A 13,624-nucleotide genomic window follows, 5' to 3' on the forward strand; every position below is an offset into this window, starting at 1 on the left:
AAGCTATTTTTTCTTGCCGGAAAAGAGCGCCCAACGGAAGCTACTTTTGTGGCGCAGAAAAAAAGATTTTTGCGCAAGAGCTTGTAACGGATAGCTGGATTGGCTTCTAAAAAAGATTAAAGCCACTTTCGGGTAATCAAATTTGTCAGTGTTTTTGGGCTTATGGTAATGATAAATCGAATTCTTTCGTTGTAATTGGGCTGTGAGATTTCCCAACCGTTAATGGAATATATCGGGAAATAAAGCTCGAAATAATCGGTGACCAAATTCAGCCGGATGCCACTGTCGTACACAAATTCAGGATTGCTGGAATGGTCTTTTAAAAACCCGACATCGCCATAGGCTTCGATCCAATTCCAGATGCTGGCGCTGGCGTTAAAGGTGGTCATCCATTGGTTGGCAAAGGGATTTGTGAGCTTCGACTTAAAACCGCCTTCGGCAATAATGTACTGCTGGCTGTAAATTCCGGTACTTTCAGAACGTCCCAAATAGCCGTAATCAAAAAGATAATCGGTCGGGCGGTCTAATGCAAAACTGAAAAAATCGGTGTCGGTTTTGTTGTAAATAAAGGTTCCGGCAAAGAGGCGGAAATTAATCTGGCGGTTGCTGTCAAATAGTTTTCGATATTCAAATTCAGTAGTAAATTTCCCGAATTTTCCAGACAATTGTAAGTCAGTATTGAAGTTGAAATGGTTGGTTACTTCGGTTTTTGTATTGAAATATTTGGCATTAAAAACGGTGTAGTTTTCTGTTTTTTCGACGTCATACATCGACTTTTCACGATCTACAATCACTTGCCTGAAAAGCACGGTTTGTTTGCGATTATCGCGAAAATCATCTGGACGGAAGCGCATGCTTACCGACGGCGTCAACTTTAAATACGTCGCGTCAGGCGTGTAATGAAAGTAAGAGCCGTTCATATTATAGCGAATATTATACAGCTCAGCATCGCGGTTGTTTTGGTTGACGCTAAAGCCAAACGAGCCTGAAAGTGATTGCGTTTTTGACGAATAAATTGGGTTGATGTCAAAGGTAAACGGCTTGTCTAAAATGGTTTTATTGTGAAAGCGCATTCCAGGCGAAATTCCGTCATATAAATTGTAAGAAACCGTGGGCACATACAGAATTTGGTTGTAATAGGGATCTTCCAAATCCTTCATAAAATTGAATTTTACCGGACGATTTTGCGATAAAAAACCCTTTAAAGATTTCCAATTGTTTCGGAGATTGTATTCTGGAACTTCGTTCTTATAGTTCAAAACAATTTTGTCTGCATCGTTTCGAGGCAACGTGATTGTGGAATCATTTTTAATATTATCAAGCCATTTTTTGAAAACAACTTCGCCTTTTTTTACTCCATAAATAGGAATCGGAACGACAGTATTCGTTTTGTTTCTGATCGTGAAAGTCACGCTGTCATTGGTTTTCCGCACCTCTGTAAATTTATAATCTACGATGTTTCGGGAATCAATAATGTTCTTGAAAAACCAATTGATATCTTTATCCGCATTTGTTTTTAGAAGGGATTCCAGATCACTTCTAGTGGTTAGCTTTTGCTGGTTTAGAGTATAAAATTGCTGAATGCTTTTTTCAACTACATCATTTTCAAGATAGTTATCCAAGTATTTAAGGCTCAATCCGGCTCTGTATTTGCTGGCAATCTGTTCATTGAATTTGATCAAGGCATTTTTTGGGTCACCGAGAGATTGGTCTAAATTTTTTCGAGCCATCAGCATGTAAAAATAACTGTATTGCTCGTTAAAATCAATCGTAGTCAAATTATAACTTTTCAATAAGCGCCATTGCGCCACACGACCCATCATTTTGCTGTCAGGATGATGTTCTTCAATATATTTCATCATCATATAAATCTGGATTCCGTCATAAACCCAGTTGTCATAACGCGGATTCAATCGCAAAGAGGTCTTGAGGTAATTATTCAAATAGGTCTTTAAAAACTTAATTTCAAACAAAAATTCATCAGAAAATGGACTGATAAAAGCCGGAAGCTGGTTCAACCCATAAAACGGACTTCGTTCATAATCGGTCTGCGAAACCGTAATTTTTTCAAAAGGATAATCCCCGATGTTTTGGCTTACATAATTGACCACGCGGTCAATGACAATCGCCTTCTGGATATCATTCAGTCGATTTTCTTTTAAGTTGGTTTCCACATTTACCACGCTATTTTTATAGCTGTAAAAGGTGGTTTTTGGCTCGATGAATACATTAAAATCAGTTCTGTTTTTTCCCGATAATATATAAGTAGAAGTTAAATTTTTTTTAGAAACGCTAATTTCATCCAGATCTGAAGTAACTTGGGCATTCTGTACCGTTAAATTGACCTCGAAATCAGAAACTCCGTTAGAAATATCATCTAAGTTATTGTTGCTGTATTTTACAAATTCGTGGTTTTCAAATCGGGCAGGAGTGAGGAACCAATTTTTTAAATTATAATTTCCGTTGTCGTCCCAGCCATATTTGGTGAATTTGTCTTTTGGAAGTTTTACAGCATAAGTCAATTTCAAAATTCCTTTTTGGTAAGGCCCGATTTTAGTTCTAAGATTCACTTCAATCACATCGGGATGTTTTTCAAAACGATGCCATTGCAAGAAGGATTGGTTTTGATCCAGAATCGTGATATTGCTCGTGTTTCCTCGTTCAGATTCCTTTGCCAAGTGAAAATTTCGAACAAATTCGTCTGAAAAACGTGAAGCCAAAGGCGTATTTTTATTCGAATAAGCCTGATTCCAATCGTTTAAAATGATGGAAGAAAGGGTATCGCCAGATTGGTTGTAAAACGAAATTTCTTGCTGAACATAAGCCGTTTTTTCTTCATTATTAATTTCAACATTCATCTTGATGGAATGCTGTGCGTTTAATTTCACCGAAAGAAAAAGGAGGGAAATTCCGAGAACAAGTTTGAAGAAAGTATTCAATTTAAATTTTTATATGATATACGGTAAAACGCTAAAGCAAGTTTAGTTATTATAAGATACATTTCCTAACATATGGTTGCTTTTGATTTCTTAAAATAAAAAAAGCCGTCAGTGCTGACGACTTTAGTATGTTTTTTGTGACAAACAGAGAAACTTTGCAACTCTGTAACTTTGAACCTTTACAACTTTTCTTAAAAATTCGGACTCAAATTGTATTTTTTATAGAAATTATCTAAAACAGTCAGCACTTCATCTTCATTATCTACTATTTTAATCAAATCCATATCGCCAGGAGAAACGTTTGCATATTTTTCAATAAGAACCGTTTTTACCCAATCCATAAGGCCTGACCAGAAATCTCTTCCGACTAAAATGATTGGAAATTTTCCGATTTTTTTAGTTTGAATCAAAGTAATCGCTTCAAATAATTCATCTAAAGTTCCAAAACCTCCTGGCATTACCACGAAACCTTGAGAATATTTGACAAACATTACTTTTCTTACGAAAAAGTAGTCGAAATTTAAGTTTTTATCTTTGTCAATATAGGGATTAAAATGCTGTTCAAAAGGCAAATCAATATTTAAACCAACAGAAGTTCCGCCACCTAAATGAGCACCTTTGTTTCCAGCTTCCATAATTCCAGGACCACCGCCGGTGATCACTCCATAACCCGCTTTACTGATTTTATAAGCAATTTTTTCTGCCAATAAATATTGAGGATCGTCTGTTTTGGTTCTTGCCGAGCCAAAAATAGAAACGCAAGGACCGATTCGTCCCATTGTTTCATAACCGTTTACAAACTCGGACATAATTTTAAAAATAGCCCAAGAATCATTACTTCTTATTTCGTTCCACGTTTTTTGTTTAAAAACTTCTTGAATTCTATCGTCTTCGTTTTCGAATATTTCGTTTTTCATCTTTCTTAAAATTTTTCAGCCTGCTAAAGTAATTCTTTTTTCAAGAATTTAGCTGTATAACTTTTCTTATTTTTTGCTACTTCTTCTGGAGTTCCTTTGGCGATCAACTGTCCGCCACCTTTTCCGCCTTCAGGACCAATATCAATGATGTAATCGGCCAATTTGATGACATCCATATTGTGTTCGATAATCAAAACCGTATTTCCTTTATTAACCAATTTTTCAATGACTTCCATCAAAACCCTGATGTCTTCAAAATGCAGTCCGGTTGTGGGTTCGTCTAAAATATAAAATGTATTTCCGGTATCCTTTTTAGATAATTCTCCTGCCAATTTAATGCGTTGCGCTTCTCCGCCAGAAAGTGTGGTACTTTGCTGTCCAAGAGTAATATAGCCCAATCCGACATCTTCCAACGCTTTTACTTTTCTAAAGATTTTAGGGATGTTTTCAAAGAAAGGAACCGCTTCGGCAACCGTCATATTCAGTACGTCAGAAATCGATTTTCCTTTATACCTAATTTCTAAAGTTTCTCTGTTAAAACGCTTTCCTTGGCAGGTTTCACATTCCACATAAACATCTGGAAGAAAGCTCATTTCAATCGTTCTTACGCCCGAACCTTCGCAGGTTTCACATCTTCCGCCGTTGACATTAAAACTGAAACGTCCCGGCTTGTAACCGCGAATCATGGCTTCAGAAGTCATGGTGAATAAGCTTCTGATTTCCGAGAAAACTTCGGTATAAGTCGCTGGATTTGAACGTGGTGTTCGTCCAATTGGCGATTGGTCAATGTCGATAATTTTATCAATATGTTCCAACCCTTCAATCTTTTTATAAGGCTGTGGTTTTTTTACGCCATTGAAAAAATGCGCATTTAAAATCGGATACAATGTTTCATTAATCAACGTCGATTTTCCGCTTCCAGAAACTCCTGTCACGCAGATTAATTTCCCTAAAGGAAGTTCAATCGAAACATTTTTTAAGTTATTTCCGGTGGCTCCAGATAGTTTTAAAAGTTTTCCGTTGCCTTCGCGACGTTTTTTCGGAACCGCGATTTCCATTTCCCCATTTAAATAAGAAGCGGTTAAAGTGTGTTCTTTCAGTAATTCTTCCGGAGTTCCTTTGCTAATAATCTGACCGCCATTTTTACCCGCTTTTGGACCAATGTCAATCACGTAATCAGCACGTTCGATCATATCTTTGTCGTGTTCAACAACGATAACTGAGTTTCCAATGTCGCGCAATTGTTCTAAAGAATGAATAAGTTTTTCGTTGTCTCTTTGGTGCAAACCGATACTTGGTTCATCCAAAATATACAGCACGCCAACCAATTGCGAACCGATTTGCGTTGCCAGACGAATTCGCTGTGCTTCTCCGCCAGAAAGTGATTTTGAGCTACGGCTTAATGACAAATAATTTAAACCGACATTGACCAAAAAGCTCAACCTCGACTTGACTTCCTTGACAACTTCAGAGGCAATTTTCTTTTGATTTTCGCTTAAATCTTTATTTAATTCTTCAAACCAATTGGCCAGATCAGAAATATCCATATCGGTCAATTCGGCAATATTTTTACCGTTGACCTTAAAATACAACGATTCTTTTCGTAAACGCGAACCTTCACAAACCGGACATTTTACTTCGTCCATGAATTCTTTTGCCCAGCGTTTTATTGTGGCAGAACCGCTTTCGTCAAATTGATTTTTGATAAAATTAGAAATTCCTTCGAAGTCAATTTTGTAATCTTTGGTAACGCCCAAAGTTTTTGAAGAAACCTCAAATTTTTCCTTTCCGCCATGCATGATCACTTCCATCGCTTCCGCGGAAATTTTCTCAATTGGATCCGTCAGTTTGAAATTGAATTTTTCTCCAATAATTTCCAATTGCTTGAATATCCAAGTACTTTTATATTCTCCCAAAGGTGCAAAACCGCCTTGTTTTATAGACAATTTTGGATTTGGGACAATCTTCTTCATATTGATTTCATTCACCGTTCCCAGTCCGTTGCAACTTTCGCAAGCGCCTTTTGGAGAGTTGAATGAAAAATTATTCGGTTCCGGATTTGGATAGGAAATCCCAGAAGTAGGACACATTAAATTACGGCTGAAATATCTTGCTTCCTGCGTATCTTGATCAATAATCATCAAAATATCTTCACCGTGATACATTGCGGTTTTGATGCTTTCTGCTAAACGTTTGTCGTTTTCAGGGGTATTTTCAACCAGCATTCTGTCGATCACTGTTTCAATATCGTGGGTTTTATAACGGTCCAATTTCATTCCTGGCGTAATATCTTTGATATCACCATTGATTCGAACTTTTAAAAATCCTTGTTTCGTGATTTGTTCAAATAATTCACGGTAATGCCCTTTACGGGAGCGGATTATCGGGGCTAAAATGTTGATTCTTTTTCCTTCGAAATTTTCAAAGATCAGCTGTTTGATTTGCTCATCGCTGTAACTAACCATTTTTTCGCCAGTCACGTAACTGTACGCATCGCCAGCTCTTGCATAAAGCAAACGCAAGAAATCATAAATTTCTGTAATGGTACCCACAGTTGAACGCGGGCTCTTGCTCGTCGTTTTTTGTTCAATGGCAATTACCGGAGAAAGTCCGTCTATTTTATCCACATCAGGACGTTCTAAACCGCCCAGAAATTGTCTTGCATACGCAGAAAAAGTCTCGATGTAACGGCGTTGGCCCTCCGCATAAATCGTGTCAAAAGCCAATGATGATTTTCCTGAACCCGAAAGTCCGGTAATGACAACAAGCTTTTCACGAGGAATTGTAACGTCTATATTTTTAAGATTGTGAACGCGTGCGCCCAAAACTTCAATAGTATTTTCAGTATCTAGCATAGATTTTTTAGCAAAAAGCAAAGGTACGTTTTTGTAATTAATTTTTAGTTAAAGACTGTTTGTCAAAAACTTAAAATTTGTGTAAAAAAAGAGGTGGGAATTTTGAAGCTAGAATCGACATTAGTCAATAACCATTTCTTTCAAGCGTTTTCGATACGATTCTAAGACTTCCATTTTAGAAATAAACCCGAAATATTTGTCGTTTTTCAAAACCGGAAGGAATTCGCAATGGCAGGTTTCAAATTTTTCCATAACGGTTTCCATTCCGTCTTCCACAGAAATAATTTCTTGCGGAACGGTCATAACTTCTTGAATAGTCGTGTATTTTACCCTGAAATTATTAAAAACAATCGGTCGGAGCTGTTCAAAATTCACAACGCCCAAAAGCTCATTTTTGGCATTGACAACGGGAAAAACCTGCTGGCGCGAAGTGGTCAAAAGTTCCACGAGAGAATCAATTTTATCTTCCAGACGAATGGTTTTGTATTCTGAATTGATATGGCTTAAGATGTCAATATTTGATAGGATGTTTTTGTCTTTGTCGCTGGTAAAAACGTCGCCTTTATCCGCCAAATGTTTGACATCCATGGAATGCGGTTCCAATTGCTTCGAAACGGCAAAACTTATGGAAGAAACAATCATCAGCGGTACCATCAATCCATAACCCCCGGTGATTTCACCAATCAAGAAAATTGCTGTTAAAGGAGCGTGAAACAAGCCACTCAAGATTCCGGCCATTCCCACGATCGTGAAATTTCCCACAGGTAATTCTCTGGTAAATCCTAAAAGGTTGAAGAATTTTGCAACAAAAAAACCAAGATACGAACCTACAAAAAGGGAAGGAGCGAAGTTTCCTCCGTTGCCACCGCTTCCTAAAGTCAGCCCGGTTGCAAAAACTTTTAAAAGCATGGTGATTCCTACGAAAAGCAATAGAATCCATTCGTTGCTTTTGTATTTATCGAGCACCGTATTCTCTAAAATCGCTTGCGGATTTGAGTTGGACAAGGTTTTGATGCTTTCATAACCTTCACCGAAGAGCGTTGGAAAAAAGAAAATCAAAACGGCCAAAAGCGAAGCGCCAAACAATGCTTTTTTGTAGGCACTATTTTTAAAATTTTTAAAAAAGGTTTCGATTTTTTGAAAATTTCTGGCATGATATACTGAAACTAATCCGGCTAAGATGCCTAAAATAATATAAAACGGAATGTTATGGTAGTCAAAAGTTTCCTGTCTTTTGAACGATAAAAGCACGTCTTCATTCAAAACAATCGTGGAAACCAACGCACCTGTCGCTGCAGAAATCATTATCGGAATAAACGCTGTAATTGCAACGTCAGTCAATACGACTTCGATGGCAAAAAGAACTCCTGCGATTGGCGCGTTAAATGCGGCAGCGATTCCGGCGGCAACACCGCAAGCCAAAAGTAAAATTCTATCTTTTTGGGAAAGCCTATATTTCTGGGCAAAATTAGATCCAAAAGCGGCACCCGTAATGGTAATCGGGGACTCTAAACCTGCAGAACCGCCAAGTCCAACGGTCAGGGAACTCGTGATTATTTGCGCATACATTTGTTTTCGGGGTAAAATTCCTCCTTTTTTTGCGACAGCGTATAAAATTCGAGAACTTCCTTTTTCTAATCTTCCATTCAAAAAATTTCGGACGACAAAAACGGTCAATAAAATTCCAATAATCGGCAGGATACTGTTGATGAAAGGTAATTTTAAGTAGCCGTTCACATAATTCGCAAATACAAAAACGTAATGCGCAAAAGCTTTTAAGATGATTACTGCAAATGAACACGAAATTGCAACAAGAATACAGGACAAGTATAAAAAATGTCTTTCTGAAAGAAAATCTTTTGCAATGAAAAAAAGGGCTTCAAATCTTTTTGCAGTTTTTCTTATAAGTAGTTGTAAACGCGATGGTTTCTTGTGGGACATTTGTGCAGTGAAATCGTTAGAAATAAATGGCTAAAATACGCTTTTTGTTAAAATTTTGCTGTAAAAAAAACTATAAAGTTTTTAATTTTTCTTTTGAATATTCTATTAATTCGCTGAAAAAAAGTGTGAATTCTTGCTCAAATTCGGTGTAATATTCTTTTAATTCTTTTACCGAAGCACCCATATTGGAATTGTGTTTTGTTCTATTGTCCATTTGAAATAAAACTCTTTCAATTTCATCAATAAACTGGTAATTGTAAAGCCAATTTCCCTGCTTCATGTACGGAAGCATGTTTTGGGTTTTTAAAGTCAGAATTTCAAAGTTGTCATCCAGCGATTTATAAAACCGATTTACGAAATCAGAAAGTTTTTCATCGGAATAATTACTCCAGTTTTTAGCAAGGAAATGATCGTAAAAAACATCGATGATTACACCCGAATAATGTCCGTATTGCTCGTGAAGCCGGTGTTTGCTTACTCTAAAAACCGAATGGGCATCAGTAAAAGTATCAATTGCACGATGCAAAATAATGCCTCTTTGAATATCTTTTGGAAAATTCTCATACTCTTTTCCGCGAATTCCATCCGCCATTAAACCACCGATTTTTTGAAAATCATTATTTCCGGAAAGATAAATGTGAGCTAAAAAATTCATTTTTAAAATTGCTTATTTTCAAAGATACAAGTTTCTAGTATCATTATAGAATGTAAATTTTATCTTCTTAAAAATTTTTTATGCGGAAACTTGGCAACTTTGTATCTTTGAACTTTAAAATAAAACTCATACAAATGACCTTAATAAAATCTATATCAGGAATTCGTGGCACAATTGGCGGAAAAGTAGGAGACAACCTGACTCCGGTAGACGCTGTAAAATTCGCTTCCGCTTATGGAACTTGGCTGAAACAACACGCAAAAAATGAAAAATTAACCGTTGTTATTGGTCGCGATGCCAGGATTTCTGGCCCGATGATCCACAATTTGGTGGTCAATACATTAATAGGTCTTGGAATTGACGTGATCGATTTGGGACTTTCCACAACTCCGACAGTGGAAATTGCGGTTCCTCTTGAAAATGCGGACGGAGGAATTATCTTGACCGCGAGCCACAATCCAAAACAGTGGAATGCCTTAAAATTATTAAATGAAAAAGGAGAATTTTTAAGCGGAGAAGCAGGCGCGATTATCCTTGACATTGCGGAAAGAGAAGCTTTTGATTTTTCTGACGTAGACAGTTTGGGCGAAATTACGGTAAATGATGCGTATATGGACATTCATATTGACGAAGTTTTAGAGTTGCCATTGGTGGATATTGAAGCGGTAAAACAAGCGAAATTTAAAGTAGTTGTGGACGGTGTAAATTCTTCTGGAGGAATTATTATTCCAAAAATTTTAGAATTGATGGGCGTGGAGTGCGTAAAATTATATTGCGAACCAAACGGTCATTTTCCTCACAATCCAGAACCCTTGAAAGAGCATTTGACTGATATTTCAGAATTGGTGGTTAAAGAAAAAGCAGATTTCGGAATCGTGGTTGATCCTGACGTGGACCGTTTGGCGTTCATTTCTGAAGATGGCGAAATGTTTGGCGAAGAATATACTTTGGTGGCAATCGCTGATTATGTTTTGAGCAAAACTCCCGGAAATACGGTTTCAAATATGTCGTCTTCGCGTGCGTTGGCTGACGTGACAAAACTTCACGGAGGAACTTATGAAGCAAGTGCAGTCGGCGAAGTGAATGTAGTGGAATTAATGAAAAAGAACAACGCAATCATTGGTGGCGAAGGAAACGGTGGCATCATCTATCCAGAATCACATTATGGGCGCGATTCTATCGTGGGCGTGGCTTTGTTTTTGACACATTTGGCACATAAAAAGATGAAAGTTTCTGAATTGAGAGCTTCGTATTCTCAATATTTTATGAGCAAAAATAAAATCGAATTGACGCCTCAAATAGATGTTGATGCGATTTTAGTAGCCATGGCTGAAAAATATAAAAGCGAAAATATTTCTACGGTTGACGGCGTAAAAATTGATTTTGCAGAAAACTGGGTACATTTGAGAAAATCAAATACAGAGCCAATTATCAGAATTTATACCGAAGCAAAATCACAAGAAGAAGCTGATAAAATAGCGTTTAGAATTATTGATGAAATTAAAGCGGTAGCGGGAATTTAATATGGAAAACTATCAAACAGAATCCTATCATGAACCAGTTCGTTTGAATCGCAAGAGACCGTTGCCTAATGCGACAACGGTTCTTGTTTTGGGAATTATTTCGATTCCCACCAGTTTTTGTTATGGAATCATCGGAATTATTCTTGGAATCATCGCTTTGGTTATGGCTAAATCGGACCTGAAATTATATCAAGAAAATCCTGAAGCCTACACAGGATACGAAAATTTAAGTGCCGGCAGAATCTGTGCGATCATCGGATTATCAATCGGATCATTGTTTTTTCTTTTCTTCATTTTATATATAACTATCGTGGCATCTGTTTTTCTGCCCGTAATTTCTGCGGCTGCGGCAAGCTAAATATCATGAAATGAAAAACACGATTCAACTGCTTTTTCTCTTTGTCACCATTACGTGTTCCGCTCAAAAATTCTCCAAAGAAGAGCGAAAACTGATTCAGTCGGGCGATGCTAAAACAATGCTAAAAGTTATAGAAACCACCGATGAAAAAGAGCTAAAAATCTTAAGATCGGTTTCAATTGACATCAACCCAAAAGACGATTTGGTTGCATTATTAGCGGAAAGAATGTTCGTGTCGATGCGCGATCCAAAAAATCCAGGCATCGGAATCGCGGCACCGCAAATCGGAATCAATAGAAATATTATTTGGGCACAGCGTTTTGACAAAATCGGCGAACCCTTTGAATTATATCTCAACCCAAAGATCGTTTGGCGTTCTCAATTACTCCAACAAGGCAGTGAAGGCTGTCTTTCAATTCCAGATTTCAGCGGAAATGTTTTGAGAAATTACATTATAAAATTGACCTATCAAGATAAAACCGGAAAACATGTTGAAGAACTGGTCGAAGGTTTTACAGCAGTCATTTTTCAGCACGAAACCGACCATTTAAATGGAATTTTGTTTACCGATCGAATGAAAGAACAAGAAAAAATAAAACTTACTTCGGTAACTGGTGAAACGAATCTTTTTCTTGAAAAAAAATAAATTTCTTTTTTGAAGCGAATCATCAGGCATTTTCAGCAAAGGCAATTCCCGCTGTATGGCACTTGCTGTTCTTCTGCCTTTCAGCAGAAGAACGAGCCCAAACAAAGCCATCATCGGGGCTATTTGAGAAAGAATTTTTGATTTTTTGTTATCATTGCGACTATTGTGTTCTCTGCAAGTTTTTAAAATAGTCTTAAATATTTTTTTTGCGTCTTTGCGACTTTGCGAGATTTTGTAAAATGGCGAGATTTTTTTTTCAAACTAAAACGCTATCTTTGAAACCAAATATTGCTGCAATGACTTCAACCGAAATTTCTACACAATTAGAACACTATTTTCAAAAATTTAGAAACAATATCATCGGCATTGACCAAGAGTTTGTTTCTCCCTTCGGAAAAAAGAAAATCATCTATACCGATTGGACTGCCAGCGGCAGATTGTATCGTCCGATTGAAGAAAAATTGATGAATGAATTCGGGCCGTTTGTGGCAAACACGCATACTGAAACTACGGTTTCGGGAACGGCAATGACCATGGCGTACCACCACGCCAGAACGAGTATCAAAAAACACGTTAACGCAAATTCTGATGACGTTTTAATTACAGACGGAACCGGAATGACGGGCGTTATCAATAAATTCCAGCGAATTTTAGGATTAAAACTTCTTGAAAACCTGAGAGAATTCACAAAAATTCCAGACGAAAAAAGACCGGTGGTTTTTATTTCACACATGGAACACCATTCAAATCAAACTTCGTGGTTGGAAACCATCGCAAAAGTAGAAGTGATTCCGGCTTGCGAAAAAGGTTTGCTCTGCCTGAATGGTTTTCAAGATTTACTAGAAAAATATAAAAATCATACGATTAAGATTGCTTCCATAACGTCTTGTTCCAACGTGACGGGAATCAAAACGCCGTATCACGAAGTGGCAAAATTGATGCACCAAAATAACGGTGTCTGCTTTGTGGATTTCGCTTGTTCAGCACCTTACGTAGAAGTAAATATGCATCCTGAAGACAGCGAAGCCTATTTAGACGCGATTTTCTTTTCGCCACACAAATTTCTTGGCGGTCCCGGAACTTCTGGCGTTTTGGTTTTCAACAAGAAATTGTATAAAAATATGATTCCAGACCATCCAGGCGGTGGAACGGTTTCTTGGACAAATCCTTGGGGCGAACACAAATATTTAGACAGTATTGAAGAGCGTGAAGACGGCGGAACTCCCGGCTTTTTGCAAGTGATCAAAACGGCTTTGGCGATCCAGTTGAAAGAGCAGATGGGGATTGATAATATTTTAGACAGAGAGCACGAAATCATTGAGTATGTTTTTTCTGAATTGGAGCCTGTTTCAAATATTAATATTTTGGCAGACCAGCATAAAAATAGGCTAGGAGTCATTTCTTTTTATATCGATGCTTTGCATTTCAATTTAGGCGTTAAACTTTTAAACGATAAATTCGGTATCCAAACCCGTGGAGGTTGCAGTTGTGCGGGCACTTACGGGCATTATTTGCTTCACGTTGACCAAGAAACTTCAAATGATTTAACGACTTTGATTACATCTGGAGATTTGATCAGAAAACCAGGCTGGATCAGGATGTCAATTCATCCGACGACCACAAATGCGGAAATTAAATATGTTTGCGACAGCATAAAAGCGTTGGCAGAAAATCATCAAGATTGGGCAAAAGACTACGATTACAATAAAAACTCAAACGAATTTACGCACAAGCAGGCGTTGCATACTGAAAAAGATTTAGTGAAGCAATGGTTTGGAGAATTGTAATTT

At 37.4% G+C, this 13,624-nt stretch carries 9 protein-coding genes; 4 read left to right on the forward strand and 5 right to left on the reverse strand.

Annotated elements, in window-relative coordinates:
* Nucleotides 1-116 precede the first annotated feature (116 nt).
* The 5 genes from EG849_RS03900 to EG849_RS03920 all read right to left on the reverse strand — a co-directional run bounded on the left by EG849_RS03900 (nucleotide 117) and on the right by EG849_RS03920 (nucleotide 9,307).
* A complete protein-coding gene (locus tag EG849_RS03900) occupies nucleotides 117-2,858 on the reverse strand; it encodes a gluzincin family metallopeptidase (protein ID WP_125011888.1) in 2,742 nt (913 codons plus the stop codon).
* A gap of 272 nt (nucleotides 2,859-3,130) precedes the next feature.
* Complete coding sequence (locus tag EG849_RS03905; protein ID WP_125011779.1) at nucleotides 3,131-3,856, reverse strand: LOG family protein; 726 nt, start codon at nucleotides 3,854-3,856, stop codon at nucleotides 3,131-3,133.
* A 23-nt stretch (nucleotides 3,857-3,879) separates the two neighbouring features.
* The gene (gene uvrA, locus EG849_RS03910; RefSeq protein WP_125011780.1) at nucleotides 3,880-6,711 is read right to left on the reverse strand and encodes an excinuclease ABC subunit UvrA; all 2,832 of its coding nucleotides are present in this window, start codon (nucleotides 6,709-6,711) and stop codon (nucleotides 3,880-3,882) included.
* Nucleotides 6,712-6,831: 120 nt separating this feature from the next.
* Nucleotides 6,832-8,652, reverse strand: a complete 1,821-nt coding sequence (locus tag EG849_RS03915) for a chloride channel protein (protein ID WP_125011781.1) — start codon at nucleotides 8,650-8,652, stop codon at nucleotides 6,832-6,834.
* A 70-nt stretch (nucleotides 8,653-8,722) separates the two neighbouring features.
* The gene (locus EG849_RS03920; RefSeq protein ID WP_125011782.1) at nucleotides 8,723-9,307 is read right to left on the reverse strand and encodes an acyl carrier protein phosphodiesterase; all 585 of its coding nucleotides are present in this window, start codon (nucleotides 9,305-9,307) and stop codon (nucleotides 8,723-8,725) included.
* 134 nt (nucleotides 9,308-9,441) lie between these two features.
* Between EG849_RS03920 and glmM the strand changes: the two genes are divergently transcribed.
* The 4 genes from glmM to EG849_RS03940 all read left to right on the forward strand — a co-directional run bounded on the left by glmM (nucleotide 9,442) and on the right by EG849_RS03940 (nucleotide 13,621).
* Nucleotides 9,442-10,830 (forward strand): phosphoglucosamine mutase, encoded by a 1,389-nt coding sequence (gene glmM, locus EG849_RS03925; protein WP_125011783.1) that lies wholly within the window; start codon nucleotides 9,442-9,444, stop codon nucleotides 10,828-10,830.
* A 1-nt stretch (nucleotide 10,831) separates the two neighbouring features.
* The gene (locus EG849_RS03930) at nucleotides 10,832-11,188 is read left to right on the forward strand and encodes a CCC motif membrane protein (protein WP_125011784.1); all 357 of its coding nucleotides are present in this window, start codon (nucleotides 10,832-10,834) and stop codon (nucleotides 11,186-11,188) included.
* A gap of 10 nt (nucleotides 11,189-11,198) precedes the next feature.
* Nucleotides 11,199-11,834: a peptide deformylase gene (def, locus tag EG849_RS03935; protein WP_125011785.1), complete on the forward strand. Its 636-nt coding sequence runs from the start codon at nucleotides 11,199-11,201 to the stop codon at nucleotides 11,832-11,834.
* Between the two features lie 296 nt (nucleotides 11,835-12,130).
* Entirely contained in the window at nucleotides 12,131-13,621 is a 1,491-nt protein-coding gene (locus EG849_RS03940) for an aminotransferase class V-fold PLP-dependent enzyme (protein WP_125011889.1), read from the forward strand.
* Nucleotides 13,622-13,624: the final 3 nt, after the last annotated feature.

The sequence above is a fragment of the Flavobacterium macacae genome (assembly GCF_003865365.1).
Taxonomy (GTDB): domain Bacteria; phylum Bacteroidota; class Bacteroidia; order Flavobacteriales; family Flavobacteriaceae; genus Flavobacterium; species Flavobacterium macacae.

Coding starts and splice junctions, on each gene's coding strand:
- EG849_RS03915 (WP_125011781.1), bottom strand. CDS start 8,652: ATGTCCCACAAGAAACCATCGCGTTTACAACTACTTATAAGAAAAACT.
- EG849_RS03900 (WP_125011888.1), bottom strand. CDS start 2,858: ATGAATGTTGAAATTAATAATGAAGAAAAAACGGCTTATGTTCAGCAA.
- def (WP_125011785.1), top strand. CDS start 11,199: ATGAAAAACACGATTCAACTGCTTTTTCTCTTTGTCACCATTACGTGT.
- EG849_RS03930 (WP_125011784.1), top strand. CDS start 10,832: ATGGAAAACTATCAAACAGAATCCTATCATGAACCAGTTCGTTTGAAT.
- glmM (WP_125011783.1), top strand. CDS start 9,442: ATGACCTTAATAAAATCTATATCAGGAATTCGTGGCACAATTGGCGGA.
- EG849_RS03920 (WP_125011782.1), bottom strand. CDS start 9,307: ATGAATTTTTTAGCTCACATTTATCTTTCCGGAAATAATGATTTTCAA.
- EG849_RS03940 (WP_125011889.1), top strand. CDS start 12,131: ATGACTTCAACCGAAATTTCTACACAATTAGAACACTATTTTCAAAAA.
- EG849_RS03905 (WP_125011779.1), bottom strand. CDS start 3,856: ATGAAAAACGAAATATTCGAAAACGAAGACGATAGAATTCAAGAAGTT.
- uvrA (WP_125011780.1), bottom strand. CDS start 6,711: ATGCTAGATACTGAAAATACTATTGAAGTTTTGGGCGCACGCGTTCAC.